Source organism: Halorubrum ejinorense, from assembly GCF_039522565.1.
GTDB lineage: Archaea > Halobacteriota > Halobacteria > Halobacteriales > Haloferacaceae > Halorubrum > Halorubrum ejinorense.
Genome location: NZ_BAAADQ010000004.1, coordinates 18193 through 44604, shown reverse-complemented (window position 1 = coordinate 44604; position 26412 = coordinate 18193). Strand labels below are relative to the sequence as shown.

Annotated in this window: 28 protein-coding genes; 15 read left to right on the top strand and 13 right to left on the bottom strand. The window is 68.7% G+C overall.

The window, feature by feature from the left end; genetic code table 11:
- The first annotated feature begins 154 nt into the window (after positions 1–154).
- Genes ABDZ89_RS05985 through aceA form a run of 3 tightly spaced genes read left to right on the top strand, consistent with a single transcriptional unit; the run spans position 155 to position 1813 of the window.
- Positions 155–532: a hypothetical protein gene (locus ABDZ89_RS05985; protein WP_343777463.1), complete on the top strand. Its 378-nt coding sequence runs from the start codon at positions 155–157 to the stop codon at positions 530–532.
- Entirely contained in the window at positions 529–771 is a 243-nt protein-coding gene (locus ABDZ89_RS05980; protein ID WP_343777461.1) for a hypothetical protein, read from the top strand. The genes ABDZ89_RS05985 and ABDZ89_RS05980 overlap by 4 nt, the downstream gene beginning before the upstream one ends.
- 4 nt (positions 772–775) lie before the next feature.
- Positions 776–1813, top strand: a complete 1038-nt coding sequence (gene aceA, locus ABDZ89_RS05975) for an isocitrate lyase (protein ID WP_343777459.1) — start codon at positions 776–778, stop codon at positions 1811–1813.
- Positions 1814–1948: 135 nt separating this feature from the next.
- Here the strand turns inward: aceA and ABDZ89_RS05970 are convergent, their stop codons facing one another.
- The 3 genes from ABDZ89_RS05970 to ABDZ89_RS05960 all read right to left on the bottom strand — a co-directional run bounded on the left by ABDZ89_RS05970 (position 1949) and on the right by ABDZ89_RS05960 (position 4591).
- Entirely contained in the window at positions 1949–3211 is a 1263-nt protein-coding gene (locus ABDZ89_RS05970; protein ID WP_343777457.1) for a CaiB/BaiF CoA transferase family protein, read from the bottom strand.
- A gap of 117 nt (positions 3212–3328) precedes the next feature.
- Positions 3329–3493 (bottom strand): DUF7838 family putative zinc beta-ribbon protein, encoded by a 165-nt coding sequence (locus ABDZ89_RS05965; protein WP_343777455.1) that lies wholly within the window; start codon positions 3491–3493, stop codon positions 3329–3331.
- Positions 3494–3607: 114 nt separating this feature from the next.
- Positions 3608–4591 (bottom strand): nucleoside recognition protein, encoded by a 984-nt coding sequence (locus tag ABDZ89_RS05960; RefSeq protein ID WP_343777453.1) that lies wholly within the window; start codon positions 4589–4591, stop codon positions 3608–3610.
- An 84-nt stretch (positions 4592–4675) separates the two neighbouring features.
- Here ABDZ89_RS05960 and ABDZ89_RS05955 point away from each other — a divergent pair, with 84 nt between their 5' ends.
- Together ABDZ89_RS05955 and ABDZ89_RS17085 are read left to right on the top strand one after the other, a co-directional pair.
- Entirely contained in the window at positions 4676–5563 is an 888-nt protein-coding gene (locus ABDZ89_RS05955; RefSeq protein WP_343777451.1) for an HVO_0234 family beta-propeller protein, read from the top strand.
- A 137-nt stretch (positions 5564–5700) separates the two neighbouring features.
- Positions 5701–6402 carry an HU family DNA-binding protein gene (locus ABDZ89_RS17085; protein ID WP_371153050.1) on the top strand — a complete coding sequence of 234 codons (702 nt, stop codon included), beginning with the start codon at positions 5701–5703 and terminating at the stop codon, positions 6400–6402.
- A 26-nt stretch (positions 6403–6428) separates the two neighbouring features.
- Here ABDZ89_RS17085 and ABDZ89_RS05940 read toward each other — a convergent pair whose 3' ends face one another.
- Positions 6429–7379 carry an aminopeptidase gene (locus ABDZ89_RS05940; protein ID WP_343777450.1) on the bottom strand — a complete coding sequence of 317 codons (951 nt, stop codon included), beginning with the start codon at positions 7377–7379 and terminating at the stop codon, positions 6429–6431.
- Between the two features lie 184 nt (positions 7380–7563).
- On the opposite strand from ABDZ89_RS05940, the gene ABDZ89_RS05935 reads away from it, so the two are divergent.
- Positions 7564–8631 (top strand): type II glyceraldehyde-3-phosphate dehydrogenase, encoded by a 1068-nt coding sequence (locus ABDZ89_RS05935; RefSeq protein ID WP_343777448.1) that lies wholly within the window; start codon positions 7564–7566, stop codon positions 8629–8631.
- A gap of 111 nt (positions 8632–8742) precedes the next feature.
- Here the strand turns inward: ABDZ89_RS05935 and ABDZ89_RS05930 are convergent, their stop codons facing one another.
- The 4 genes from ABDZ89_RS05930 to ABDZ89_RS05915 form a co-directional block, all read right to left on the bottom strand.
- Positions 8743–8919 carry a hypothetical protein gene (locus ABDZ89_RS05930; protein ID WP_343777447.1) on the bottom strand — a complete coding sequence of 59 codons (177 nt, stop codon included), beginning with the start codon at positions 8917–8919 and terminating at the stop codon, positions 8743–8745.
- A gap of 151 nt (positions 8920–9070) precedes the next feature.
- On the bottom strand, positions 9071–9394 hold the full coding sequence (locus ABDZ89_RS05925) for a WNWW family protein (RefSeq protein ID WP_465261074.1): 324 nt from the start codon (positions 9392–9394) through the stop codon (positions 9071–9073).
- 45 nt (positions 9395–9439) lie between these two features.
- Positions 9440–10432 carry a hypothetical protein gene (locus tag ABDZ89_RS05920; RefSeq protein ID WP_343777444.1) on the bottom strand — a complete coding sequence of 331 codons (993 nt, stop codon included), beginning with the start codon at positions 10430–10432 and terminating at the stop codon, positions 9440–9442.
- Positions 10433–10494: 62 nt separating this feature from the next.
- A complete protein-coding gene (locus ABDZ89_RS05915; protein WP_343777442.1) occupies positions 10495–12864 on the bottom strand; it encodes a heavy metal translocating P-type ATPase in 2370 nt (789 codons plus the stop codon).
- 138 nt (positions 12865–13002) lie between these two features.
- Here ABDZ89_RS05915 and ABDZ89_RS05910 point away from each other — a divergent pair, with 138 nt between their 5' ends.
- The 3 genes from ABDZ89_RS05910 to ABDZ89_RS17165 all read left to right on the top strand — a co-directional run bounded on the left by ABDZ89_RS05910 (position 13003) and on the right by ABDZ89_RS17165 (position 14642).
- Entirely contained in the window at positions 13003–13365 is a 363-nt protein-coding gene (locus tag ABDZ89_RS05910; protein ID WP_343777441.1) for a DUF5518 domain-containing protein, read from the top strand.
- Between the two features lie 529 nt (positions 13366–13894).
- The gene (locus ABDZ89_RS05905; RefSeq protein WP_209486728.1) at positions 13895–14164 is read left to right on the top strand and encodes a HalOD1 output domain-containing protein; all 270 of its coding nucleotides are present in this window, start codon (positions 13895–13897) and stop codon (positions 14162–14164) included.
- A gap of 298 nt (positions 14165–14462) precedes the next feature.
- Positions 14463–14642 (top strand): DUF7987 family protein, encoded by a 180-nt coding sequence (locus tag ABDZ89_RS17165; RefSeq protein WP_464388566.1) that lies wholly within the window; start codon positions 14463–14465, stop codon positions 14640–14642.
- Positions 14643–15104: 462 nt separating this feature from the next.
- Here the strand turns inward: ABDZ89_RS17165 and ABDZ89_RS05900 are convergent, their stop codons facing one another.
- The 3 genes from ABDZ89_RS05900 to ABDZ89_RS05890 all read right to left on the bottom strand — a co-directional run bounded on the left by ABDZ89_RS05900 (position 15105) and on the right by ABDZ89_RS05890 (position 17428).
- Positions 15105–15752 carry a DUF389 domain-containing protein gene (locus ABDZ89_RS05900; protein WP_343777438.1) on the bottom strand — a complete coding sequence of 216 codons (648 nt, stop codon included), beginning with the start codon at positions 15750–15752 and terminating at the stop codon, positions 15105–15107.
- A 553-nt stretch (positions 15753–16305) separates the two neighbouring features.
- Complete coding sequence (locus ABDZ89_RS05895) at positions 16306–16779, bottom strand: redoxin domain-containing protein (protein ID WP_343777437.1); 474 nt, start codon at positions 16777–16779, stop codon at positions 16306–16308.
- A gap of 145 nt (positions 16780–16924) precedes the next feature.
- Entirely contained in the window at positions 16925–17428 is a 504-nt protein-coding gene (locus tag ABDZ89_RS05890; RefSeq protein WP_343777436.1) for a DUF367 family protein, read from the bottom strand.
- 439 nt (positions 17429–17867) lie between these two features.
- Here ABDZ89_RS05890 and ABDZ89_RS05885 point away from each other — a divergent pair, with 439 nt between their 5' ends.
- The 3 genes from ABDZ89_RS05885 to ABDZ89_RS05875 all read left to right on the top strand — a co-directional run bounded on the left by ABDZ89_RS05885 (position 17868) and on the right by ABDZ89_RS05875 (position 21434).
- Entirely contained in the window at positions 17868–18623 is a 756-nt protein-coding gene (locus ABDZ89_RS05885) for a coenzyme F420-0:L-glutamate ligase (RefSeq protein ID WP_343777434.1), read from the top strand.
- A 2-nt stretch (positions 18624–18625) separates the two neighbouring features.
- On the top strand, positions 18626–19609 hold the full coding sequence (locus ABDZ89_RS05880; protein ID WP_343777432.1) for a 5,10-methylenetetrahydromethanopterin reductase: 984 nt from the start codon (positions 18626–18628) through the stop codon (positions 19607–19609).
- Between the two features lie 160 nt (positions 19610–19769).
- Complete coding sequence (locus ABDZ89_RS05875; RefSeq protein WP_343777621.1) at positions 19770–21434, top strand: methyl-accepting chemotaxis protein; 1665 nt, start codon at positions 19770–19772, stop codon at positions 21432–21434.
- A gap of 71 nt (positions 21435–21505) precedes the next feature.
- Here ABDZ89_RS05875 and ABDZ89_RS05870 read toward each other — a convergent pair whose 3' ends face one another.
- Together ABDZ89_RS05870 and ABDZ89_RS05865 are read right to left on the bottom strand one after the other, a co-directional pair.
- Positions 21506–21745 (bottom strand): DUF8024 family protein, encoded by a 240-nt coding sequence (locus tag ABDZ89_RS05870; protein ID WP_343777431.1) that lies wholly within the window; start codon positions 21743–21745, stop codon positions 21506–21508.
- A gap of 128 nt (positions 21746–21873) precedes the next feature.
- Positions 21874–22431 carry a DoxX family protein gene (locus tag ABDZ89_RS05865; RefSeq protein WP_371153051.1) on the bottom strand — a complete coding sequence of 186 codons (558 nt, stop codon included), beginning with the start codon at positions 22429–22431 and terminating at the stop codon, positions 21874–21876.
- A 116-nt stretch (positions 22432–22547) separates the two neighbouring features.
- Here ABDZ89_RS05865 and ABDZ89_RS05860 point away from each other — a divergent pair, with 116 nt between their 5' ends.
- From ABDZ89_RS05860 to ABDZ89_RS05850, 3 genes are all read left to right on the top strand, one after another.
- Positions 22548–24449: a site-2 protease family protein gene (locus ABDZ89_RS05860; RefSeq protein ID WP_343777429.1), complete on the top strand. Its 1902-nt coding sequence runs from the start codon at positions 22548–22550 to the stop codon at positions 24447–24449.
- An 82-nt stretch (positions 24450–24531) separates the two neighbouring features.
- Positions 24532–25848, top strand: a complete 1317-nt coding sequence (locus tag ABDZ89_RS05855) for an ornithine cyclodeaminase family domain (RefSeq protein WP_343777427.1) — start codon at positions 24532–24534, stop codon at positions 25846–25848.
- Positions 25845–26384, top strand: a complete 540-nt coding sequence (locus ABDZ89_RS05850) for a GNAT family N-acetyltransferase (RefSeq protein ID WP_343777425.1) — start codon at positions 25845–25847, stop codon at positions 26382–26384. The genes ABDZ89_RS05855 and ABDZ89_RS05850 overlap by 4 nt, the downstream gene beginning before the upstream one ends.
- Positions 26385–26412: the final 28 nt, after the last annotated feature.

Genomic DNA, 26412 nt, shown 5'->3' with positions numbered 1-26412 from the left:
ACAACATAACGAATATTATCATTATCAATCATTATGTTTATTACTCCCCTCCTGCTGGTACCAGTCGCAATGGCAGTATCCGTACGCAAACACGCAGCCGGCCGACGCACAGACGCGACCACTATACGACCGCCGCAACCGCCCACGCGACCAGATGACGACACCTAACGACACGCCCGACGACACGACCCGACGCACAGACAGCACGACCGATCCGGATCCGACGACCGACCGATCCACTTCTCCGCGGACGATCCCCGGCCGCACCCCGCTCACCGAGGAGGCCGGCGCGCCGCTCGTCCCGCCGATAGCGACTCCCCGCACGCGCACCGACGGCACCGGACCGACCGACGAGTCCGACCGCCCCGCTGACGGCGACCGCCGGACGGCGACCACTCGCTCTCCCGGCTCGCCGCCCCAGACCGAGGCCGCCTCGCCGACGCGCCCGCCGACCGACGGCGAGCGCGACGCTCCGCTCGTCCCCGACCTGCGTCCCGCTTCGCGGACGCGGACGGACGGGGGGTCGCGATGACGGCGAACGCGACGCGCCGACCCCGCACCCGCTCGCACCCGTCCGACGGCGAGCGCTCGTTCCGGCGCGCGGTCCCGATGACCGGGACCGGCGACGGTCCGCGACCGGACCCGACGACGTTCGCTCCGACGAGTCAGTCGGAGAGGACTCGCGGCACCGGACGCCGCGCCGACAGCCGCTCCACCGACGAGCGCCGCGGCGCGTCGAACCGCACCGCAAACGACGCCACCACGCAGTAATCCGATGAATCCCAACGAACTCGACGACGACGTCTTCACGAGAGATATCGACAATCCGGCCGGCCGCCGGCTCCGCGAGCTCTTCGACGAGCAGGAGTACACGTTCGCGCCCGGAATCTACCACGCGCTCGACGCCCGCCTCGCCGAGATGGCCGGGCTCGACGCGGCCTACATGAGCGGCTACTCCACCGTCCTCGGCCAGTTCGGCTTCCCCGACCTGGAGATGGTCACCATGTCGGAGATGGTCGAGAACGCGAAGCGCATGGTCGAGGCGACGAACCTGCCCGTGATCGCCGACTGCGACACCGGCTACGGCGGGATTCACAACGTCCGGCGCGCGGTCCGCGAGTACGAGAAGGCCGGCGTCGCCGCCGTCCACATCGAGGACCAGACCTCCCCGAAGCGGTGCGGCCACATCGCGGGCAAGCAGATCGTCTCCCGCGAGCAGGCGCGGTCGCGGTTCGAGGCGGCGGTCGACGCCAAGCAGAGCGAGGACACCGTCATCATCGCCCGCACCGACGCCTACGGCTCCGCGAACGGCGACTGGGAGGAACACCTCGAACGCGGCCGGATCTACGCCGACGCCGGCGTCGACCTCGTCTGGCCGGAGATGCCCGACCCGTCCCGCGAGGACGCGGTCGAGTACGCCGAGACGATCCACGAGACCCACCCGGACCTGGATCTCGCCTTCAACTACTCCTCGTCGTTCGAGTGGGGCGCCGAGGAGGACCCGCTCACCTTCGAGGAGCTGGGTGACCTGGGCTACCAGTACATCTTCATCACGCTGTACGGGCTCCACTCGGGCGCGCACGCCGTCTACGAGGACCTGTCGAACATCGCCGAGAACGACGAGCAGGCGCAGTTCGACCTCGAGGAGCGCTACATCGGCCACGAGACCGAGAGCCACCACGAGCTCTCCTTCGTCCCGCGGTATCAGGAGACGGAGGCCGAGTTCGACCCCGAGGCCCGCCGACGGCAGGAGGAGTCGGCCGGCTTCACCGAAGACGAAAGCGACCCGATCACCGCCGAGGACGACGACTGATCGACCGGCCCAATCCGGGCGATCACGTCGCCCCCTGACGTCCGCTGTTTCCGTTTTCGGCCCGCGATCGCCCGTCGGCCACGCCCTCTTCCCCGATTCTGCCCCGAACCGTCGCTCCGCCTCGGCCGCGAACGCTCACCCCGAGGCCGACCCGTCGTCGCCGTCCGGGATCGCACCGACGCGTCGCAGCGCCGCCACGTCGTCCTCGTCGTAGCCGAACTCCGACAGGACCGTCTCCGTGTGCTCGCCGAGCGCCGGCGGGTGGCGCCGGACGGTCGTCGGGGTCCGCGAGAAGTGCATCGGCGACCCGGGGAACGTCACGGTCCCGGCGGTCGGGTGGTCGGCCTCGGCGACCATGCCCCGCGCCTCGATCTGCGGGTCGGCGAACACCTCGCTCACGTCGCGGACGCGGCTCGCCGGCACGTCGTGTTCCTCCAGGGTCGCGGTCGCCTCCCCGGTCGTCATCGCCGCGAACGTCTCGGACAGCTCGCGGTCGAGGACCTCGCGGTTCCGAACGCGCCCCTCGTTCGTCTCGAACCGCTCGTCCGCGAGGAGGTCGGGGCGGTCGAGCGCTTCACAGAGGGGCGGCCAGAAGCGGTCCGACGAACAGGCGACGACGACGTAGCCGTCCGTCGTCTCGAACGCCTGATACGGGGCGATGTTCGGGTGTTTGCTCCCCATCCGGCCCGGGGCCTCGCCGCTGGCGAAGTAGTTCGTCGCCATGTAGCTGGTCCAGGCCGCCTGCCCGTCGAGGAGGCTCACGTCGATCTTCTGGCCGCGGCCGTCGCCGAGTTCGCGTTCGAGCAGCGCCGCGAGGATGGCCTGCGTCGCGTACATCCCGGCGCCCACGTCGGCGAGCGCGACCCCGATCCGGACCGGCGGCCCGCCCTCGACGCCGGTGAACGACATGAAGCCGCCCCTGGCCTGCATCATGATGTCGTACGCGGGCTTGTCGCGGTCCGGCCCCCACTCGCCGTAGCCGGAGATGCCGCAGTAGACGAGTCCGGGGTTCTCGTCGACGAGGTCGCCGTAGTCGAGCCCCCACTCGGCCGTCTTGCCGACGCGGAAGTTCTCGACGAGCACGTCGGCCTCGCGGGCGAGGTCGCGCGCGACCGCCCGCCCCTCGTCGGTCGTCAGGTCCAGTTGTATCGACCGCTTGTTGCGGTTGACGCTGACGTAGTAGGCGCTCTCGGCGCCCTCGCCCTCCCCGAACGCCGGCGGGACCCACGTCCGCGTCTGGTCGCCGTCGCCGGGGCGCTCGACTTTGATCACCTCGGCGCCGAGGTCGCCGAGTTGCATGGTACAGAACGGCCCGACGAGGACGCGAGAGAGATCCAACACGGTGAGCCCGTCGAGCGGACCGGTGTCGCTCTCGGGGCGTTGCGCCTCACCGACCACGCGGTCTCACCTCCGCGTCCGGACGCTGTCTCCGGTTCATGCGATCCGCCTCAGCCCCCTGACTACTGAGTGTTGCGGCGGGCGGTACGCGGAGCGAAAAAGTGGGTCGGGGCCGCGTCAGGCCGGGAGGGTGTCGATACCGTTGATTTCGACGTAGCCGTAGCCGCAGTCGGGACAGCGCCACTTCGTCTTCTCGCCGAGGTGTAGGGTCATCGCCGCGGTCCGGTAGAACGAACGGCTCTCGCCGCACGCGGGGCAGTCCACGTCCTTTTCGAGCGACATGGGCGGCGATCGGTCCGGGGCGGTGTTGAAGTTACTGATCCGAGCGCCGGGAGTCGCGACCTGTCGCTTCCCGGGTTCCTCCCTCTCGCCCGCAACGTCCCGCCGTCGGCCCCGTCACCACACCGGCACGAGAAGCAGCGCGACCGTCGCCGCGATGAAGACGAGTTTCAGCCCCGTGTTGACGGCGATCACCTTCGTTCCGAACGACGGGCCCCAGATCCCGTACTGGAACGGGATCGAGCGCCGGAACGTGGAGACGGCGAACGAGAGGATGCTCCCGATGAGCAGCGACGCCACCGCGGTGCGGGTCGTGAAGATCCCGGCCTCGGTCCCGGCGAGCGTCGCCGCGCCCGCGGTGGTGTCGAGCGTGAACACCGCGATGACCGGGACCGCGGCCCCGGGCAGCCCAAGCACGCCGGTTATCGGCTCCGCGACGGCCGTCAGCGCCGTCACGTCGTACGTGGTGACGAGCCAGATCACGAGGGTGTAGACGACCGCGAGCCGCGGGACGATCCGGCGCAGGGTGCGCCACGACTTCCCGGCGGCGTCGCGGACGCGCTCGCGGCCGCCGCGCTCGTCGTCCTCGGGACCGGCCGCGTCGACGTCGGCGAGGGCGGACCGGTCGACGTTCCCCTCCGAGAGGAGGAGTCCGCCGGCCGCCACGCCGGTGACGGTGATGAGCAGCGCGATACCCGCTCGCGCGGAGACGTACCCGACGCCGACCGGGATCCCGAGAATCGGGATCAACACCGGGACGTAGTAGGTGAACACGTGCTGGACGAACCCGAAGAACGTGTTCATCGTCACGGCGACGAGCGTCGCCCGGTCGTCGAGGAAGCCGGACTCCCGGAACTCGGCGAGGGTCGCGTACCCGGCCGTCGTCGACGCGGCGGTCGTGAGGATCGCCGTGCCGACCTCATCGGGGAGGTTCGCGGGTCGCGTGAGCCACCCCGCGATCCCGGCGACGTAGCGGATCAGCCCGAACGCGACGGCGACGTTGGCGACGAAGACGCCGGCCGCGATGAACGCCGTGATCCGGGCCAGCCGTGGGACAACGTCCGCGAGCAGCACCGAGAGGTCGGCGGCGACCGATTGCACGAATCGGCGTACGCGAGCGGCGCTCAAATGGCCGTCGGAACGCTCGCGCGAGGCTTATGTCCCGCCGCGGTGAACGCCCTCCCGATGGCACCCGCCGAGGACGACATCTCGATCGACGAAAAGCGCGTGTACGCGGGCAGCGCCGGCCGCACCGACGCCTACGTCGCGACCGGATCCGGGATCGTCCGCGTGTCGCTGTCGGCCGACAAGATCGGCGCGTTCGACATGGTCGCCCGCGACGCGGCCCGCGATGTCGCCGTCCTCGCGCGCGACGGACGGGCGGACCTCGTCGTCGCCGCGACTCCGGACGGGCTCTCTGTCGCCCCGGTCGACGACGACCCCGACTTCGCGCTCGTCGACGACGATCCGGCGGTCGCGGTCGGCGTCGCGGGCGGTCGTGACGACGCGCTCCTCGTCGCCCGGGAGGACGGCGCGGTCGAGCGCGTCGAGTTCGCGGGAGGGGAGACTGCGGTCGCCTCGACGACGCCGCTCGGAACCGTCGCGGACCCCCGCGCGGTCGACGGCGCGCTCGTCGCGGCCGCGGACGGGGTGTTCCGCGTCACCGGCGACGCGGTCGAGAACGTCGGGCTAGACGACGCGCGTGACGCGGCGGGCGCGGGGATGCCCCTCGCGGCGACCGGCGCGGGGCTCTACTGGCTCGGAAACGGCTGGATGTCGGTCCGGGAAGGGGGGGCCGACGCGGTCGCGGCCGACGGCGACGGCCACGCGATGGCGGTCGTCGACGGCGACCTGCTCGCTCACGCCGACGCTGGCGGCGAGTGGGACGACGAGACGTGGGCGGTCGCGGACCTGCCCGTGGACGAAACGGCCGTCGCGCTCGGCTACGGCCCCGGCCTTTCGGTCGCGGTCACGGACGCTGGCACCCTCTGTGTCGACGCCGGCGACGGCTGGCGCCACCAGGTGGTCGGCGTCCGAGACGTGGAAGGGGTCGCGCTCGCGGTCGTCGAGTAGGGAATCGACCAAACCGGCGGCGAGCGCTTCCGATGCCGGCACGCCCTCGGGACGCTCCCGAAGTAAATATATGCTAAGTGGTATGTACAATACACTTATGATTGCGCGGAGCGACATAGCATCGTGAGTGTGAACAGATGAACAAAAACGAGCTCTCGCGACGAACCGTGCTCCGGAACGGCGCCGTCCTCTCGACGGCGTTCGGATTAGCCCTGGCGGTGACCCCGGGGCGGGTAGCGGCGATGAACAAGGCGGAGCTGATCGAGCAGATGGCGAGCGAAGCCGGCCTGCCGAAGGACGAGGCGACGGCGGCGCTCGACGGGTTCATCAACGCGACGACGACGGCGCTGCGGGACGGCGACAGCGTCGCGCTGAGCGGGTTCGGGGCGTTCCGGCCCCTGAAGCGTGCGAAGCGGGGGCTCGACAACGGCTCGGCGGACGGGTCGTCGGTCGGCTTCGACGCGTGCCCGGAGTTCGCTGCGGGACTCGACTTGATCCCCGGCAGGGGGGATGAGCGGGGCGCCCGCGCCGGGTCCCGGTGTCGCAACGCGGACGTCGTGATCGACGCGGAGCGCCTCGCCCGCGAGACGCAACACGGACGGGAGCGCGGGCTGTCGAAGGCCGACGCGAAGCGGGCGATAGAGGGTTTCACCGTCGCGACGACGAAGGCGCTGAAGATGGGTGACAGGCTGTCTCTCGCCGGCTTCGGCTCGTTCAGTATCTCGAAGCGCTCCGCGCGCACGGGCCGCAACCCCCGGACCGGCAAGGAGATCCAGATCGCCGCCAAGAACGTCGTGAAGTTCAAGGCCGGCGCCGAGCTGTCCAAAGCGGTCAATTAACGGGAGTTCGATTCGGTCCGAACCGCCTACGCGTTCGGCAGGTCGATCGGCTCGCCGTCGGCGTAGACGGTCGGGTTCCGGATGATGCCGTCGAGGTGGAGCGGCGCGTCCGTCTCGCCGCCGATCCCGGCGTTGTCGCCGATCGCGATGTGAACGGTGCCGCCCGCCTTCTCGTCTAAGAGGACCGAGCCGACCAGTTCGTCGACCCCGACGTTGGTGCCGATGCCGAGCTCCGCGAGGTTGTAGGCCGCGTCGCCGACCTCCTCGGCGGCCGCCTCCACGTCGGCGCGGATCTCGTCGTCGGAGATCGACGTGACCGTCCCGTCCTCGACCTCGAAGGCCAGTTCCTGTCCCTCGTCGAGCAGCCCGTGGGGCATCATCGTCCCGTCGACGACGAACGTCCCGGTCGCGGTCGCGGGGGCGACGAACACCTCGCCCGCGGGCAGGTTCGAGAAGTCGCCGGGGTCGCGGACCATCCCGGTGTCGGCGAGCCACTCGCGGTCGCCGATCCCGAACGTGATGTCGGTGCCGGCGGGCGCGGTGACGCGGACCTCCTCGGCGTCGCCGACCTGCGCGAGCACGTCGTCGCAGGCGGCGTCGATGGCGGCGTAGTCCGCGTCGAGCCCGGTGGTGAACACGTCCTCGGTGATGCCCGGGAGCGTCGCGCCGCGCGCGCCGGCGTCACAGGCGGCGCCGCGGGCCCGCGTGTGGCTCAGGCTCTTCGTCGTCGGCGCGAGGAAGACGTCGGCCTCCGCCATCGCCGCCGCGACGGGGGCCGGCGGCTCCGTCCCGTGTTGGTCCGCGGGCGGGTACCGCAGCACCGTCGTGTCGTCGGTGACGGCCGTCGCGGCCGCGTAGAGCGCCTCGCCGATCGGCTCGCGCGCGTCGTCGGTGACCACGACGACCGACTCGTCGGGGGCGACGTTCAGGCACTGTTCGATCGCGGTCGCCGCGGCGCCGGAGAGGTCGGCTGTCATGTCGCCGTCTCCGAACGGACGGGCGTTAGGCCTTGTCATCCGCGTTTTTACTCTATTCCGTAATTGAATTATTTACGTCCGGTGTCGATCGCCCTCGAATTAACCGATCGGTTACTCGTGGGGTAGTTAATTTCAAACTAATTTTAGCGAAAACATTATAGTGGTCCCTGAGGGACGGAGGGATATGATACGCGTGGGCGTCAACGGGTACGGTACGATCGGGAAGCGGGTCGCGGACGCGGTCGCGGCCCAGCCCGACATGAAGCTCGTCGGCGTGACGAAGGCGTCGCCCGACTACGGCGTCGAGGCCGCGGCCCGGCGGGGCTACGACCTGTACGCGGCGGTGCCGGACCGGGTCGACGCCTTCGCGGGCGCCGGTATCGACCTCGCCGGAACGCTCGGCGACCTGCTCGACGCGGTCGACGTGGTCGTCGACTGCGCGCCGTCGGGCGTCGGCGAACGGAACGCACCGGTCTACGAGGCCCACGACACGCCGGCCGTGTTCCAGGGTGGCGAGGACGCCGCGGTCGCCGAGGCCTCGTTCAACGCCCGCGGTCGGTTCGAGGCTGCCCGCGGCGCCGACACCGTCCGCGTCGTCTCGTGTAACACGACCGCGCTCTCGCGGCTGTTCGCGCCGCTCGACGAGGCGTACGGGATCGAGAAGGCCCGCGTCACCCTCGTGCGTCGGGGCGGCGACCCGGGCGAGACGGACCGCGGCCCGATAAACGACATCGTCCCCGATCCGGCCGCGGTCCCCTCCCACCACGGGCCGGACGTGAACGAGATCCTGCCCGACGTGACCGTCGACACCGCGGCGCTGAAGGCCCCGGTCACTGAGATGCACACTCACAGCGTCAACGTCACGCTCGCGACCGAGCCCGACCCGGCGGCCGTCCGCGACCTGCTCGCCGACGAGGGACGCATCTTCCTCGTCCCCGAAGGCGCCGGGATCGACGGTGCCGGCGCGCTGAAGGCCTACGCCGACGACGCGGGACGCCCGCGCGGCGACCTCTGGGAGAACTGCGTCTGGGAGGAGTCGATAAGCGTCACCGGTCGCGACCTGTACCTGTTCCAGAACGTCCACCAGGAGGCGGACGTCGTGCCGGAGAACGTGGACGCGATCCGCGCGATGACGACCGACGTCGAGGCGGCCGAGTCCGTCGCGCGCACGAACGAGTCGCTCGGCGTGGGCCTCGACAGCCGACTCGACGACATCGGTCCGGAGGCCGCGGAGCTGGCCGCCGACGACTGACGGTCGCGACCGCGAGTTTCAGCTCAGGCGAGTCTCGCGCCCGGATGGCCGCCGCTCGGGAGGTTCCCTGCGAAATCGAGGGCCGATCGCGTCATCGACTCGAACCCGCGATCACTCGGCCGGCCGCGTCACGAGGAACGTCTTGCCCCCGCGACGCTCGAGGTGGACCTCGCTCCCGTCGACGCGGTTCGCACGGATCCGCTCCGGGAGGCGGCCGGTTCGGCACTCGGTGACGTCCACGCGCGTCGGCGTCGCGTACCGCGGTCGGTCGGCAGTGACTGCGCTCATACAACGGAGTCGGGCCTGAACTCCCCTATAAGCGAGCCATGCGCGGAGTGAAACTGAAAGTGGACGGCAGAGCTTCGTTACCGTGAGGTCAGGAGTTCGAGGACGGGACCGAGGTGAGACGGCGCGCCGTCTCTCGCCGACGGACGGTCGCTTATCGGTGGAGGCCGGTCGCCTCGTCGTCCTCGACGAACCGCACCGTGAAGTAGTCGTAGCCGCCGTAGGCGGTGTCGAGCGCCCCCATCCACCAGTTCCACCGCTCGACCAGCGAGGAGCCGTCGGGGGCGTCACCCAGGTGTTCGACCACGCCGGCCACCGTGAGGCCGTGACCGCGGTCCTCGGAGGGTCGCTCGGAGTCGACGAGGTCGCGGGCCGCTCGCGAGACGGCGCGCCGATCCGCCTCGGTCCCGCCGAACTCGTCTTCGAGCGCGCGTTCCAGGCGCTGTCTGTCCATACTCTCCCTTCGGGACGCGGGTATATGAGTCGCGTGGTAGGGGGTGGCACGTCCGGTGTCGCGCCAGGTTCACAGCCGCGCGGCGAGCGCGAGGAACAGGATCGAGAACGGCGCCGTGAGCAGTGCGAGCGCGACGCCGCCGGCCCCCTCGCCGCCGGCGACGGCCATGAGGAGGCCGACCACGAGCGAGAACGACCCAACCACCGCGAGGGTGACCCGCTCGGGGACGCTCGCGCGGTCCGGGCCGTCGCTCGCCGCCAGCACCGCGTCGAGCGCCGACTCCACCGCGTCCGCCTTCTCGGACGGCGCGAACAGCCACGGCGTCGACCGGTACCACGCGTTCCCTCGGTAGGCGAGCAGGAACACGGTCAACCAAGGGAGGTCGATCCGCCGCGTCCGGACCACCGACCCGAGGTCGTCGGTCTGGGAGCGGTCGTGCGTGTGATTCGTGCGCTCGACGACGCGCTCCGCCGGGTCGAGCCGAATCGACGTTCCCCTCGACCCGGCGAGCATCGGCAGGAACCAGATCAGCGGGAACAGATAGAACACTCCGACGTCGGTCGGCGGGGGTCCCCACACCCAGAGCGCCCCGAACGGGGCGGCGCCCGCGACGACCCAGGGAAGGCGGATCGATTCCCGCGAGAACGAGTAGTCGCCGAGCGCCGACCGGAGCTTCTCGCGGGTCCGTCCGTCCGATCGGTCGCGTGCGATGAGGAGGTACACGAGGGAGAACGGTCCGCCGACGAGGAGCAGCACGCCCAGCACCCACAGTTCTCCGCCGGCGACCGCGCCGCCACCGGTCACCGCGGTCCGCGCCGCACCGGCCACGGCGACGGCGACGACCGCGACCACTGCGAGAAGCCCGACCGCAACGACGAGACTCACGCCGAGGGCGACGGACCCGAGCCGGTCGTGGCGGACCGGCCCCCACTCGATCGGGTCGGAGGCCGGCTCCGATTCGGACGCCGTCCGCGCGCCCGCCGTCGGCTCGGTCGTTCCCGTCGAGTCGGGCCGTTCTACCGTATCGGTGGTCTCGGCCGCGGAACCGCTTTCGGAGGGCATCTCGACCTTCGATACACTCGACACGGGATTAAAGCTGACCACCGTCGAGGTCGGCAACTCGGCTACGACTCGGTCCCGGGCGGCGCTTCCGACTGCGGCGGCTCCGCGGGCTCGACGCTCCCGAGTCGCAGCGCGTTGCCGGTGACGCCGAGGCTCATTCCCATGTCGCCGACGACCACCGCCATCGCGACGCTCACGTAGCCGAGCGGCGCGCCCGCCGCGAGGACGGCCTTCACGCCGAGCGACGCCCAGATGTTCGTCCGGATCGTCGCGTTCGCGCGGCCGGAGAGGTCGATCACGTACGGCAGTCGCGTGAGGTCGTCGGCCATCAGCGCCACGTCCGCCGTCTCGATGGCGGTGTCGGTGCCGGCGGCGCCCATCGCGATCCCCACGTCGGCGGCCGCGAGGGCGGGCGCGTCGTTGATCCCGTCGCCGACCATGGCCACGCCGCCGTCGGTCTCGCCCCCGATCTCGCGCACCGCTTCGACCTTCTCCTCGGGGAGCAACTCGGCGCGGACCTCGTCGACGCCGACCGACTCACCGATCGCCCGGGCGGTGCGCTCGTTGTCGCCGGTAAGCATCGCGACGCGCTCGATCCCGAGGTCGTGGAGCCGATCGACGACCCACGCCGCCTCCGGCCGGACCGTGTCCGCGACCGCGATGACGCCCTCCAGTTCCGACTCCGTCCCGACGAGCACGACCGTCTTCCCCGCCGCCTGAAGCTCGGGAATCGTCTCGCTCGCCAAGTCGAGGTACTGCCCGTGGTCGCAGGGTTCGGGCTCCACGGAGCCGTTCGACTCGCCGTCCCGCTCCCGAACGACACCGCCGTCCGAGCGGACGTGCGCGTGGCTCAGGTCGAAGCCGAGGTCGGCGAACAGCGACGGCTTGCCGGCGTAGTGGGTCTCGCCGTCGAGGTCGGCGCGGACGCCCTCGCCGGTCAGCGCCTCGAAGCCGGAGACTTCCGTCGGCTCCCGGTCGGTCGCCGCGTCCGCCTCTCCGCGCGCCACGATCGCTTCGCCGACCGGGTGTTCGCTCCGGCGCTCGATGGCGGTCGCACACGCCAGCACGTCGTCGGCGTCGCGGCCGCCGAGCGGGACCACGTCGGTGACTGACAGTTCGCCCGTCGTGAGCGTCCCGGTCTTGTCGAGCGCGACGGCGTCGACGTCGCCCGCCGTCTCCAGGTGTTCGCCGCCCTTGATCAGGACGCCGTTTCGCGCGGCCGCGGTCACGCCCGAGACGACGCTGACGGGCGTCGAGATGACGAAGGCGCACGGACACGCGATCACGAGGAGCGTGAGCCCGCGGACGAACCAGGTCTCGGCGCCTCCGCCGACGAGGACCGGCCCGAGCGTCGCGGTGGCGATCGCGGCGACCACGACGATCGGGGTGTAGACGCCGGCGAAGCGGTCGACGAAGCGCTCGGCGCGCGTCTCCTCGCCGCCGGCGGCCTCGACGAGTTCGACGACCCGGGCGATGGTCGACTCCTCGGCTGGCGCCGTCGACTCGATTTCGAGGTAGCCGGCCTCGTTGATGGACCCCGCGTACACCTCGTCGCCGGGCTCCTTCTCCGCGGGGACGGACTCGCCGGTGATCGGCGACTCGTCGACCGCCCCGGACCCCTCGCGGACGATTCCGTCGAGGGGGACGCGCTCGCCGGGACGCACGGCCAGCCGCTCGCCCGTCGCGACGCTCGCGGCGGGGACCGTCTCCTCGACCCCGTCGCGGATCACGACCGCCTCGTCGGGGGACAGCTCCATCAGCTCGCGGAGGGAGGTGCGCGCCCGGTCGATCGAGTAGCGTTCGAGCAGCTCCGCGACCGAGAACAGCACCGCGAGCGTCGCCGCCTCGAAGGGGAGGTCCACGAGCAGCGCGGCGACGACGCCCACGCTCATCAGCAGGTCGATGTCGAGGCTCAGGCCCCGCAGCGAGTAGTAGCCGTTCCGGAGGATCGGCGGCCCGGCGGCCGCGATCGCGAGCAGGTACGCGACCGACGCGCCGGTCACGGCCCACGGCCCGAGGAAGCCGGCGCCGCCTAGCGTCCCGAACGTCGGGTCGAGTCCCGGCAGCAGCCACTCGAGCGCGAGCCCGACCGCGAGGAAGACGGCCCCGACCGCGGTCGCGATCGCTCGCGGGCTCGTGAACAGGTCGTCGGCGACGCCGTCGGACTCTGCGTCCGCGACCGCGTAGCCGGCGCCCTCGACGGCGGCCGTCAGCGTCTCGACGTCCGTCCGGTTCGGGTCGTAGGTGACGACCACGACGCCCGTGGTCGGGCGCGTGTCCACCGACAGGACGCCGTCGCGGTCGAGCGCGCCCTCGACTTTCCCCGCGCACGAGGAGCAGTCCATGTCAGGCACCGACAGCCGGAGCTGTGCGCCCCCGGAGTCGTCGGTCGGTCCGCCGTCCGGACCGCTCGGCTCTCGTGAATCGCTCATTGGTTCTCCGTAGTCACCGCACCGTTATTAATTCGGCTACCATTCTACGGGCCTGTTATGTGAACAGTTATTAAAAATATATTCACAAATAACAAATAATCCCGCGAGTATTTATCCGCGGGTCAGTTACCGCGGCGCATGACAGACTGGCGCGCCGTCGGCTACGGATTCGTCGTGATGCTCATCGCCGGGGTGCTGGCGACGGCCGCCCCGGGCCTCGGCCACGCGGCCGCCGGACTCGTCGGCGGGTTCGTCGCCGGCTACGTCGCCGGGGGCGGACTGCTCTCCGGCTTCTGGCACGGACTGCTCGCGGGGTCAGTGAGCGGGGTCGTCGTCACGCTGTTGCTCGCCGCGTTCGGCGGGCTGCTCTCGCTCGCCGCCGGTCCGCTCGGGGGGCTGATCGGCGGCGCGGGCGTGTTCGTCGTCGGCCTGTTCCTCACGCTCCTGTTCGCTATCGACTCGGCGCTCGCGGGCGCCATCGGCGGCGTACTTGGCGAATAGTCGGGAGATTTTCCGGGCGGCGCGCGCCTCCGAGCGGTCGCCCCCGGCGGCCGCGAGGAGCGCGTGCGAGGGAGTCGCTGGCTCCCGGAGCATCGCGGAGGGCGCCAGCGACGAGGTTGGGGAGGCGTGAGGTGCGGGGCGGTGCCGTTTAGGGCGGGACTCGAAGCGGCGGCCGGGGCATCGGCAGTCTCGGTCACAGCGTCAGGGTCGTCGTAACGAGCGGCCGGTGGGTCGACGGTCGTGTCGGTCAGCAGTTTATAGAAATCAAAAAATCCAGTACTTGGTGCCATCCGATCAGGAGTCGCTCGTTTACTCTCGTCGGCTCTGTTGAAATCCTTAGCAGGTGATATGTTCTTGGAGCCGTGCTGAGTACAGGGCGCGTATCTGGCACTGATGGTATTTTGATCGGCAGGAGTCGTAATCGCTGATACAGCGACCTCAGAGGCCTGTATGAATTGGCGACTACAAGTACCTATCTGGACATATCTTGGTAACAAAGTGCTTTCCTTCGGCTTTCCAGTATGTATACATGAGGAACACCCAAGAGTTCTACTACGAGCCCGACGAGACCGAACAGCTCAGCACAGCCGTCGTCACGGCGGTCGCTCAAGCGCACGATGAGGATGTGCTTGAACAAGAATGGCTCATCAGTGACGACATCAACACGGACGCCCTCGATGGCCTCTTTCAGGAACGGAATCTCGATATGACCATCCAGTTCGAGGCCGACGGGACGACCGCGACGATCATCGCCGACAGAGATGGAAACCCCCGCATCAAAATCGAATCACACCGCTAAGTTACACGCTCCGCGAAGAGTTGGTTCAGCGGGTTTGGTGCGAAACAACGACGGTCTTTGTGCTGTACTCATCCTTTGAGTCTTGCACTTCGGTTCTGACAGAGAACAGAGAGCTCGTCTGAGAGCTGCTGAATACAGGGCGCATATTGGTCAGCCGAAGCAGACTGGAGCACGGGTTGCGATTCGGTCAATATAGCGGATTTACCTGAGCAGTGTTGGTGTCTGATTCTTTGTCTATTCTACCGCTATTATAGTTATATCGCAAGAATATAGTGAAACGGGAATGATCTAATCTGATATGGTTTCCCGCAAAAATAAAATTGTGTTTATATGTGCTGTTATAGGAATTATCCTTGCCGTATTTGCTGATGATGGGTTAGATGCCCCGTTACTTGTGTCGACGAGTGTCTTAGTACTTATCGCAGCAGTTCTCCCGATGGTTATCAACAATTACATTGAGAGTACGGAGAGCACTTGAGAATACACGATATCTCAGGAGAAAACCATGAATCCTTTTCGAATGCAGACTCTCAGACTACTGCTCATTTCGCACACCCAGTTAGTAGCCGATTCATTCGAGAGAGTCGGGAGTGAAGATGAGAGCCGTGCTGACTTTACGCTCTGTAGCTCGCACACGGTTTCTGACACGATGTGAACAGGTTGGTGCGCTACTCGATATGTGAGTCCCCTATACTGAGCGATTGGTATTTGCCGAAGATTAGCCTCGGTTCACACCCCCATTCGCGCCCTGTTTCTATCAACGCGCTTGTAATCTCCTCAGTTTCTGTCAGTAACGACGTGCGAGATACAGAGCGCGTATCTCGCAAGAGATGGTCTACCGCTTGCTACCGAAATCGCTCAGCACAGCGGATGAGTTTCCAAGAGGAGTTCGTTCGATTCGGCATGGACGAGTGAAACAGGCGAGAGATACGTTGCATGCCTATTTGCCTGTGTCCGATTTCCGATCGCCACGGGCGCCGAGCCAGAGTGTCACCGTCCCAGTTATGACAACCATGCCTGCATTGAGGCCGAGTAAGAGCAGGCCGCCACTGGCCTTAACAGGTGCTCGTGACAGCAATGTTATTCCCCCAGCAGCAGCGGCCGGAACGAGTGCGAGGGCAGCGACGACGCCGACGAGCGTGTCTTGCCGTTCTTTGTCGGTCGTTACACCCGCTGCGATACCCGCTGCGGCAGCAGCAACGACGCTGTACCAGCCGGCTGTAATGCGCTCCTCAAGTAGTGGTTTCTCAATGAGGTTCTCCGCAGGTGGGAGAACGCCTGTCATGTTCAGTGCCAACGTCGTCACGATAGCCCCCACAGTCGCAGCCAACAGACCGACGAACGCGACCCAAGTCCCAAATCCGGCTCGTTTCCACCGGTTGGCAGCAATGCCAGCAGAAACGAGTTCCAACGGCGTTAATGCCGGGGCAATGACCATCGCGCCAATGAGTATCGGAATCGAGTTGGTGAGCAGAGCCACGCCAGCAAGCACCCCGGACATCGACATCAAAACAAGATACGACGTATCAAGGGCGACCTGTTCGTACTTGTTCTCGCACTTTTCGGCAAGTGAGACTCTAGAAGACATTTCGAAGAAATGCGGGCGTGCCGGGTGAAACAATTGCGACGATGCGAGAGTGTCTACTAATCGAACTCCGTCCGTAGTATTCCACTCTTATGCCCCCCATCTACTCTCTGTACCGGTCACGCTGCTTTCGACAGAGAAACGATAGTCGAGAGCGCTTGTCCGAGATGGAGGGCGCGAATCTTGTGATCTAGATCGTGCTGGAATCATCAGTAATGATACCGCTTCGGTTTCAGTCTCCTTTCAATTCAGCCATACACTCGGCGCAAACTTTTATACCACCCTCCCCGGCAAAGTCTTCTTCGCCGTGATCGATTGAGTCGATCAGTTCTTTCGAGATAACATCTGGCGAGATGCTTTGGAGATCGTCCGCATCACAGTCGCATCGAGCACATTCGGCCATGTAATGGAGTAACAGGGTCACGGGTTATTACTATTAGCCACGAATCATACCATCAACGCTGTAGCCTCTTCTTACGGATCTGCTGTATCCACCCTCTGTATCTCGCAAGCCGATCCTATCAGATACTAAGGATTTCAATAGGGGCTTCTCGTTTTAAGCGCTTTCGACCGCGTCGAGGACCGCTTCGTAGTCGGGCTCGTTCGTGGGGTCGTCGGCGACCCAACTGTAGACGACCGCGCCGTCGTCGTCGACCACGAACACGGCGCGGTTCGCGATGCCGTGGAGACCGAGGTCGGCGATGTCCATTTCGAGGCCGTACGCCCGGATCGCGTCGCCGCCCATGTCGCTCACGAGGTTGAACTCGATCCCGTGCTCCTCGCGGAACGCGCCGAGCGAGAACGGCGAGTCGGCGCTGATCCCGAACAGGGTCGCACCGGCGTCGTCGAACGCGGCGGCGCGCTCCTGGAACGCGATCATCTCGTTCGTACACGGCGGCGTGAACGCGCCGGGGAAGAACGCGAGCACGACCGGGCCGTCCCCGACCTGCTCGTCGAGGTCGAACGGCTCGTGGTCGCTCGTGCCGACTGTCGCGGTGAACGTGGGTGCGGTGTCGCCTTCGGAAACCATCACTAAACGGTAGGGCCGAACGAGGCAAAAGACTTGCCGCGACCACGTTCGGTGCCGGTTTCTGCCGGCGGGCTCGGTAGCCCCGCCCGGCGGCGCCTCGCGGCACGCGCTCGACGCCGGGGTCGACCGCCGCGACGCTCGCGGGCTACTCTCGGTCGAGGTACTCCTGCTGGATCGCGACGATCTCAGAGGAGTCCTCGCAGTCGGCGTACCGGCGGAGCGGCTCCGCGTTGAGTTCGAGGAACGTCTCGCCCCACGTGAACTTCGAGAGGACGCGCTCGGCGTGGTCCCGCTCGCCGAGGATGACGAGCGCGGCGGCGAACGCCTCGACGGTCGTGAGCCGCATCGGGCGACCGAAATTTACGGGGTTGGCGGCGACGAGGTAGGGGAGCGCGCGGTGTTCGCCGGGGAGGCTGAACATCTTCTCGCCCGCCGACTCCCACGAGCAGTCGAGCGCGACCAGGGCGCTCTCCGCGGCGCGGTCGGCGTCGGCCGGCGAGAGGGCTCGGTCCGCGTGCGGGTTGAGAACGACGCCGTACGGCGTAGCGCGGTCGGAGCGGTGTAGCTCCGCGAGGTCGAAGCGCGCGAGCTTCCGGGCCGTACACTTGTCGGGGTCGTCGTCGCCCTCGTACCGGACGTGGAGGTCCACGGTACGCCATTGGCTGAGTCGGTTATAAGGTGTACGAACGGAGCCGGCGAAAAAACGGGCGGAGCCGCCGCGCGCGCCCGGTCACGGGGCGCGAGTCTGCGTCACGATCGGGTCGTCGTCGTCTCGCGACGGAACGCGCGTCCGCGTTCCGATGGGTGCCGATTCGTCTTCAGTCGGTGGTTCGCTCATTGCGAGTGCCGGTCAGTCATCAGCGCATATGAACCCTAGGCTAAAACAGTACGTATTCGGAGTAAATCCTAATATATGAACGGAAATTCGCGAACTGTTCCAGTGAGTGTACACTTATTATCTGCTATTACTGTTGGACGACGGATCCTGCGGCTGTCGTGCCGTCCAGGTAGCCCCGACGCGCGCCTCGATAGCGTCAAACCGGCCCGGTACCGGCGGGGTTTTTCATCGTCGCCGCGCAGTGATTAGTATGGAGTTGTTCGCCGTTCCGGACCTCCCGGAAATCAGGGACGGAGACGATCTGGCGGCCATGATCGACGAGCGCGTCGACCTCCGTGAGGACGACGTCGTCGTCGTCGCCAGCACCGTCGTCTCGAAGGCGGAGGGGCGCGTCTTCGACCTCGACGACTTCCCGCCCGGCCCCCGTGCGAACGAGGTCGCGGAGCGCCTCGCCGGGATCGCGGACGAGGAGAAGGACCCCCGGTTCGCGCAGGCCGTCATCGAGGAGTCGACGGAGCTGATCATGGAGGCGCCGTTCCTCCTCACGGCGACTCGCTTCGGTCACATCGGCGTCAACGCCGGTATCGACCGATCGAACGTCCCGGACGGCGACCTGCTGTTGCTCCCCGAACGCCCCTCGGAGAGCGCGGAGCGAATCCGCGAGGGAGTCGCGGCCGACCGCGTCGTCGTCAGCGACACCTGCGGCCGTCCGTTCAGGCACGGCCAGCGCGGCGTCGCGATCGGCTGGGCCGGCATGCCCGCCAGCCGCGACTGGCGCGGCGAGCGCGACCGCGACGGCCGCGAGATGGGCGTCACCGTCCAGAACGTGATCGACGAGCTCGCGTCGGCCGCCAACCTCGTCGCCGGCGAGGGAGCGGGCGGCACCCCCGTCGTCGTGGTCCGCGACTGGTCCTTCGGCGACCACGAGGGCTCGGACAACCACTTCCGCGAGGTCGACGGCGACTTCGTCCGACAGGCCCTGCGAGAGTGGGACTTTCAGGAGTAACCATGCTCGGAATCGAACTCACCCCGGAACACGATCTGCACCGCCTCGTCGACCTCGGCGTCCGCGCCGAGGAGGCCGGCTACGACACCGTCTACTCGACGTGTCACTACAACAACCGCGACCCGTGGGCGTTCCTCTCCCGGCTCGCGACCGCGACCGACTCGATCCGGCTCGGCCCGGGCGTCGCCAACCCCTACGAGACCCACCCCGTGACGCTCGCCTCGAAGGTCGCGACCCTCGACGAGCTGTCGGAAGGACGCGCCGTCTTCGGGCTCGGCCCGGGCGACCCCTCGACGCTGGCGAACCTCGGCCTCGCCGACGAGCGCGGGCTCCGGCCCGTGCTGGAGGCGTTCAAGACCGCACAGCGGCTGTGGGCCGGCGAGCGCGTCGACCACGAGGGCGCCTTCGACGCCACCGACGCCGGCCTCAACTACGAGCCGCCGCAGGGCGCCTCGATCCCGGTCCACGTCGGCGGCGAGGGCCCGCACATGTGCCGGATGGCCGCGAAACACGCGGACGGGCTCCTGTACAACGGCTCGCACCCGAAAGACCTCGAGTGGGCCCGCGAACAGGTCGACGACGGCCTCGACGACCGCCCGGACCACCGGGGCGAGTTCGACCTGATCGCCTACGCGGCGGTGTCGGTCGCCGACGACGAGGCGGCCGCCCGCGAGGCCGCCCGGCCGCCGGTCGCGTTCATCACCGCGGGCGCGGCGCCGCCCGTCCTGAAGCGACACGGGATCGATCCCGACGCGGCCGAAGCGATCGGCGAGTCGGTCTCGGCGGGCGAGTTCAGCGACGCCTTCGAGCGCGTGACGCCGGCGATGATCGACGCCTTCTGTATGGCCGGCACCCAAGAGGCCGTCCGCGAGCGCGCCGCCGCCGTCGCCGAGCACGCCGACGGGCTCGTCGTCGGCTCGCCGCTCGGACCCGACCTCGAAGCCGCCGTCGACCTCGCGGCCGAGGCGGTCGGCGACGCCTTCTGATCCCGTCGGTCGGGTTTTCACGGTCCGGGAATCGAGAATCGATCGTGATAGCGGCGACCGGGGTTTCATAACCCGCTCCGGTCGAGACCCGGACATGTCCACGACACGACAGCGCCGTCCGGGGATACGCGGACGGTACGACGCCCTCCTCTGGCGGACGATGGACGCACTCGGCGTCACCGAGTCGATCGAGCGGAAAGTCGTCACGGCGGTCGGGATCCAGTTCCTCGTCACCGTCGGTATCTTCCTCACCCAGTTCCTCGTCTCCGGAACCGCCGCCTACGTCGTCTCCGGGGCCCTGTTTCTCGGCGCCGTCGTCGCCATCTACAACACCTTGCTCATCGTCCGCCGTGACTTCGTCGCCCCGATACAGGCGTTAGAGAGAGAGACGGAGGCGATCGCGGCGGGTGAGATCGATCGAACCGGTCGGTCGTCCGCCGACGCGGACGCGCTCGACCCGACCCAGCCAGACGAGATCGGAAGCCTCGTCGGCGCGTTCGACGAGGTCCACGGCTACCTCTCCACCGTCTCGGCGCAGGCGGAGGCGCTCGCGGCACAGGAGTTCGACGACCCGGCGCTCGACGAGGACGTCCCCGGGTCCTTCGGCGAGTCGCTCGACGAGATGGCCGAGAACCTCGCCGCCTACACCACCGAACTGGAGTCGCTCGTCGACGCCTTCGCCGACGCCGCCGAGCGCGCGCAAGGCGGCGACCTGACGGCGACGATCGATGACGAGGCGCTGGCGACCGACGAGGAGCGGTACGCCGAACTCGTCGCCAACTACAACCGACTCGTCGAGACGCTCGGCGAGACGCTCGCCGATGTCGGCGCGTTCACGGCCGACGTGGCCGGCACCGCGAACGACGTGCGCGCGAGCATGGACGAGGTCGACGACGCGAGCGGAGAGGTCGCGGCGTCCGTTCAGGAGATATCGGACGGCGCTGCCGAACAGACTGACGAACTGGAGGCGATCGCCGGCGAGATGAACACGCTCTCGGCGACGGTCGAGGAGATCGCGGCCTCCGCCGACGACGCGGCCGAGACCGCCCGCGACGCGGCCGAACGCGGCCGGTCCGGACGCGAGGAGGCCGCCGAGGCGATCGCGGAGCTCGAGACGCTCGAGACGCGGATCGCGGAGACGGCGGCCGCGGTGACGGACCTCGCGGAGCGCGTCGGCGAGATCGACGAGATCGCGGCCGTGATCGACGAGGTGGCCGAGGAGACCAACCTGCTCGCCCTGAACGCGTCCATCGAGGCCGCGCGTGCGGACGGCTCCGGCGACGGGTTCGCCGTCGTCGCCGACGAGGTGAAGTCGCTGGCCGAGGAGACGCGCGAGTCCGCGGCGGAGATATCCGGCCGCATCGAGGAGGTTCAGGCGGCCTCGGCCGAGACCGCGGCCGACGCCGAGGCGATGGAGGCGCAGGTCGCCGAGGGCGTCGAGACGATCGAGTCGACGCTGCGGGAGTTCGAGGGGGTCGTCGAGGACGTGACGACCGTCGACGAGACCGTCCAAGAGATCAGCGACGCGACCGACGATCAGGCGCGTACGACCCAGGAAGTCGTCGACATGGTCGACGAGGTCGCGTCGGTGAGCAGACAGACCGCCACCGAGTCGGAGACCGTCGCTGCCGCGGCCGAGGAACAGACCGCGACCGTCTCCGAGGTGACGGAGCAGGCTCACATCCTCTCGGAACAGTCGGACGAGCTATCGGCGCGGCTGAACGAGTTCGAGGTGCCGGACGAGGGCGGAGAGCGCGCGGACGGCACTACCGCCCCGGCGACCGGTGCCAGCGCGCGGTCGGCGACTGGCGCCGACGACGACTGAGAGCGGTTCGTCGAACGGTTGGATCGTGCGTCGAACGGCCGAAGGCCTCTTCGAACGGCCGGGCAGTTTCGCTACTCCGAGCGGCCGCGACCGCCGAGCGAGGGGAGCGTAACGCCGATTTCGTTGAAGAGCGCGCCGACTGCCGCGTAGCCCAGCACGGCGACGGCGCTGACGAGCAGCACCTGTCCGACGACGACGAGCAGGGCCGACAGCGGGTCGCCCGCGCCGAGGATGAGGTCGTTCAGGAAGATGTCGAGGAACCGGCCGATGTCGCCGACGAGCCGAGCGACGAAGTCGATGAGCGCGATCATACGCCACGATTGGACCGGGGATACTTGGGTGTTGAGTTCGCGGTCGGCACCTCGGCCGCGGGAACCGCCGTGAGAGCGTCAACATTGGGACGACCCTTGCGGCTCGATCGGCCGTTCGCGGTGAGCCGTCAGTCCGCGGGCCGTTCGCCGGCTTCGGGTTCTCCTGCCCGTCGCTCGCCCGAACCGGTGTACCGCAGGGCCCAGGCGATCAGGACTCCCTGGAACGGGAGCCTGACCCACGCCGCGAGCCGCGCCACGCCCGCGAACCGGTCCGAGACGAGGTCGTCTAACACGTCGCCGCGAGCGAGGTGGACGTTGGCCGGGAACACGGCCACCAGGAGGGCCGCGATCCCCCACGCCGACGGGCGCCGCGTCCGTCGCAGCGAGACGCCGATCCCGAGGAGTATCTCGGCGATTCCGGAGAGGTACACGAGCGCGACCGGCCGCGGGAACGACGGCGGGATCGCGGCGGCGAAGCGCTTCGGCGCGAGGAAGTGCGCGATCCCGGCGACGACGTACGTCGCGCCCATGAGCGGCGCGAGCGACCGCCCGGAGCCGCCGGGCTCGTCGACTTCGCCGGCCCCGGTGACCCCGTCTGTGTTGTCGGACTCGTCGGAGTCCGACGGATCGCTCGGCGGCTGTGCGGTCGACGCGTCCTCGGAGGGCGGCTCCCGTCGATCGGTCATCGCTTCGACCGACGCTCCGGACACGTATCAGTCCTCCCCGGCGCACGGCCGCGACACGCCCTCCGAGGTTTCGGGAACCGAACCCCTTAGGCACGGCCGAGCGTAACGGGGACGTAATGAACACGTTGTTCTGGGTGCTAACTGGGATCCTCGCGTACTCCGGAGTCGCGATGTGGCTGCGGAACAGGGGGATCCTCCCGGACGCGGTCAAGGTATCGGGGCCGGTGTTGACCCTCCGGACCCTCCGCGGTCGCGCCTTCCTCGGTCGGCTCGCGGCGCCGAAGCGGTTCTGGCGTGCGGTCGCTAACCTCGGACTCGGCGGGGCCCTGGTGGCGATGGTCGGATCGTTCGTACTCATCATCTCGTCGGCGCTGTCGGCGTTCACGAACGCCCAGCCCTCCGCGATCCAGCAGCCGCAGAACTTCCTCATCATCCCCGGCGTCAACGACTTCCTCCCGCTGTCGGTCGCCCCCGAGATCATCGCCGGGCTCGCGGTGGCGATGGTGATCCACGAGGGAGCCCACGGGCTCCTCTGCCGGGTCGAGAACATCGACATCGAGTCGATGGGGCTCGTCTTCTTCGCTTTGCTCCCCGTGGGCGCCTTCGTCGAGCCCGACGAGGAGGCGACGCAGGAGGCCTCTCGCGGCGCCCGCGCCCGGATGTTCGCGGCCGGCGTCACCGCGAACACCCTGCTCACGGTCGTCGTCTTCGCGCTCCTGTTCGGTCCCGTCGTCGGGGCCATCTCACCCGCGCCGGGCTACGCGGTCGGCGAAGTGAATCCCGCCTCGCCGGCGGCCGCGGCCGACATCTCGCAGGGCGATCGGGTCGTCGAGGTGGCGGGGACGCCGGTCGAGACGGCGGACGCGTTCGAGACGGCGATCGCCGACGCCGGGGAGTCGGTCGCGCTCACGGTCGACGACGGCGACGCCCGCTCGACCGTGACGGTCGATCGCGAGCTACAGGTCGTCGGGTCCGCCGGCGGCAACCCCCTCGGCGTGACGATCGCGGGGTCGCCCGTGACGATCGCGGCCGTGAACGGCGAGCCGGTCGCCACCGAGTCGGCGTTCTTCGACGCGGTCGGCGACGACGAGCGCGCGGCCGTGACGGTGACCGGCAACGAGAGCGTCCTCGAATCGGTGCGGGACGCGCCCGGCGCGGAGAACGCCTCGGGCGTCGAAACGGCCGGCGGCGAGGCCGCGGTCACCGTCCCCGACGTGGTCGTCGGCGCGTACGTCGTCGGCGTTCAGGAGGGCGGCCCGCTCCACGCCGAGGGCGCGGCCCTCGGCGAGCCGCTGACGATCGTCTCGGTCGACGGCGAGCGCGTCGTCGACAACGAGGCGCTCTCGGCCGTCCTCGGCGAGCGCGAGCCGGACGAGACCGTCCCCGTCACGGTGTACGACGCGGACGGCGAGCGCGAGACGTACGACGTCGAACTCGACGCGCACCCGACCCGCGACGGCGGGTTCATCGGGGTCAGCGTCTTCCCCGGAACGAGCGGACTCGCGCTCGACGACGTGGGCCTCACCCAGTACCCGGCGGGCACGTACCTCGAACTGCTCGGCGGCGAGGGCGGCGAGGCGGCCGAGAGCGGCCTCCCGGTCGGCGGCGTCATCGACTCGCCCCTCGGGCTCGTCTTCGTCGCGCTGATCCTCCCGCTCGGCAGCCTGTTCGGGCTCCCGTTCAACTTCGCGGGCTTCACCGGCAACGTGACCAACTTCTTCGTCGTCGAGGGACCGCTCGCGGTGCTCGGCGGCGGGACGTTCCTGCTCGCCAACCTCCTCTTCTGGACGGGGTGGATCAACATCCAGCTGGCGCTTTTCAACTGCCTCCCGGCGTTCCCGCTCGACGGCGGCCGCATCCTCCGGATGGTCGCCGAGGCGGTGATCAGCCGCGTCCCGATCGACGACCGGCACGCCGCGGTTCGGACGATCACGGTTTCCTCCGGGCTCGTGATGTTGGCCGGACTGATCGCAATGATCTTCGGGAACCAGATCCTCTCCGCGCTCGGGCTGATCTGAGCCGCGTTCGGAGTTCGCCGGACGCGCCCCGCCGCGCGGATCCGAGGGAAACGGGTTTCCCCGGCGGGCGTGACCCCTCAGTATGACGCACTCGCGGACCGTCGAACTCGAGGGCCACATCATCGACAGCGGCGCGATGCAGCGCTGCTTCGGCGCGGTGATGGACCTCGGCGGCTCGTTCGACGTCGAGCAGTTCGACGTGGGGAAACACGAGACCGAGGAGTCGTACTGCCGGCTGACCGTCTCCGCGGACGACGCCGAGACCCTGCGGGCCATCCTCCACGAGCTCCACCAGAACGGCGCGGTGTTGGAGAGTCCGTCCGACGTGGAACTCGTCGCAGCGCCCGAAGACAAGGTCGTCCCGCCGAACTTCTACTCCACCACGAACCACCCGACCGAGGTGCTGTACGACGGCGAGTGGATCGACGTCGAGCGGATCGAGATGGACTGCGCGCTGGTGGTCGAACCCGAGCCGGCAGCGGACGCCGGCGAGGGGAGCCGAGCGGAGGCCTCGGCCGACGCGGGCTCCGCGGCCGCCCCCCGCGCCTACACGAAGACGCTCAACGCGGTCACGGAGGGAGACCTGATCGCGACCGACCAGTCCGGAATCCGCGTGAACCCCCCGGAGCGACCGCGAAGCGGCGGCGGCGCGTTCGGGTTCATGCAGGGCGGCGTCTCCGCCGAGCGACCGTCGGAGTCGACGATCCGGCAGGTCGCCGAGGAGTTGCGCGCGGTGAAAGAGGACGGCGGGAACGTGATGGTCGTCGCGGGGCCGGCCGTGATCCACTCCGGGGCGGGGGACGCGCTCGCCGACCTGGTCGCGGCGGGCTACGTCGACGCGCTCTCGGCGGGCAACGGCTTCGCCACGCACGACCTCGAACGCTCCATCTACGGCACGTCGCTCGGCATGAACGTGGAGACGCTCGAACACCCGCGGAAGGGACACAAACACCACATCTGGACCATCTCGGAGATCATCCGCGCGGGCGGGATCGAGGCCGCCGTCGAGGAGGGAATCGTCACTGAGGGCGTGATGTACCAGTGCGTCGAGCGCGACGTGGACACCGTCCTCGCGGGCTCGATCCGCGACGACGGCCCGCTCCCTGACACGATCACCGACGCGGTCGAGGCCCAGAACGCGATCCGCGAGCAGGCCCACGACGCCGACATCGTGATCATGCTCGCGACGCTGCTCCACTCGGTCGCGGTCGGGAACTGCCTCCCGTCGACGACGAAGACCGTCTGCGTCGACATCAACCCCGCCACCGTCACCCAGCTGCTCGACCGGGGCTCGGCGCAGGCGGTCGGGATGGTCACCGACATCGGGACGTTCGTCCCGACGCTCGCGGAGTTCGTCCTGGAGGGCGACGACGAGGGGCGCGGGGTGAGGGGCGAATGAGCGCCGAAGTCCGCCCGTACGACCCCGAGCGCGACGCCGACGCGTTGTCCGAGCTGAAGACGGCCTTCGAGCGCGGCCTCGGCGAGAACACCGGCGGCGACGGGAAGGCGGCCGCCTACGAGGGCAAACTGACCGACGACTACCGCGAGCGGTGGCTCGGGTGGGTCGACCGCTGCGTCGCCGACGACGAGCGCTGCGTGACCGTCGCCGTCGACGAGAGTCCCGAGGGGCCAGACAGCGGGAGGGACGACGGCGGCGCCGTCGTCGGGTACGTCTTCGTCCTCCCCGAGCGCCTGTCGATGATCTGGGACGCGGCGGTCCTGAACGAGCTGTACGTCGCTCCAGGCTACCGCGGTACCGGCGTCGCCGACGACCTGATGGACGCCGCCGTCGCGCTCGCGAGGGATCAGGACCTCCCGCTCGATCGGATCGTCCTCGACGTCGACCCCGCGAACGGGCGCGCCAAGGGGTTCTACGACCGCCACGGGTTCGAGTCGTGGGGCGAGATGGTGGCGCGGCCGCTCGGCGACGACTGAAGCGGCGTCCAGTCGGCGCCCGCGACCG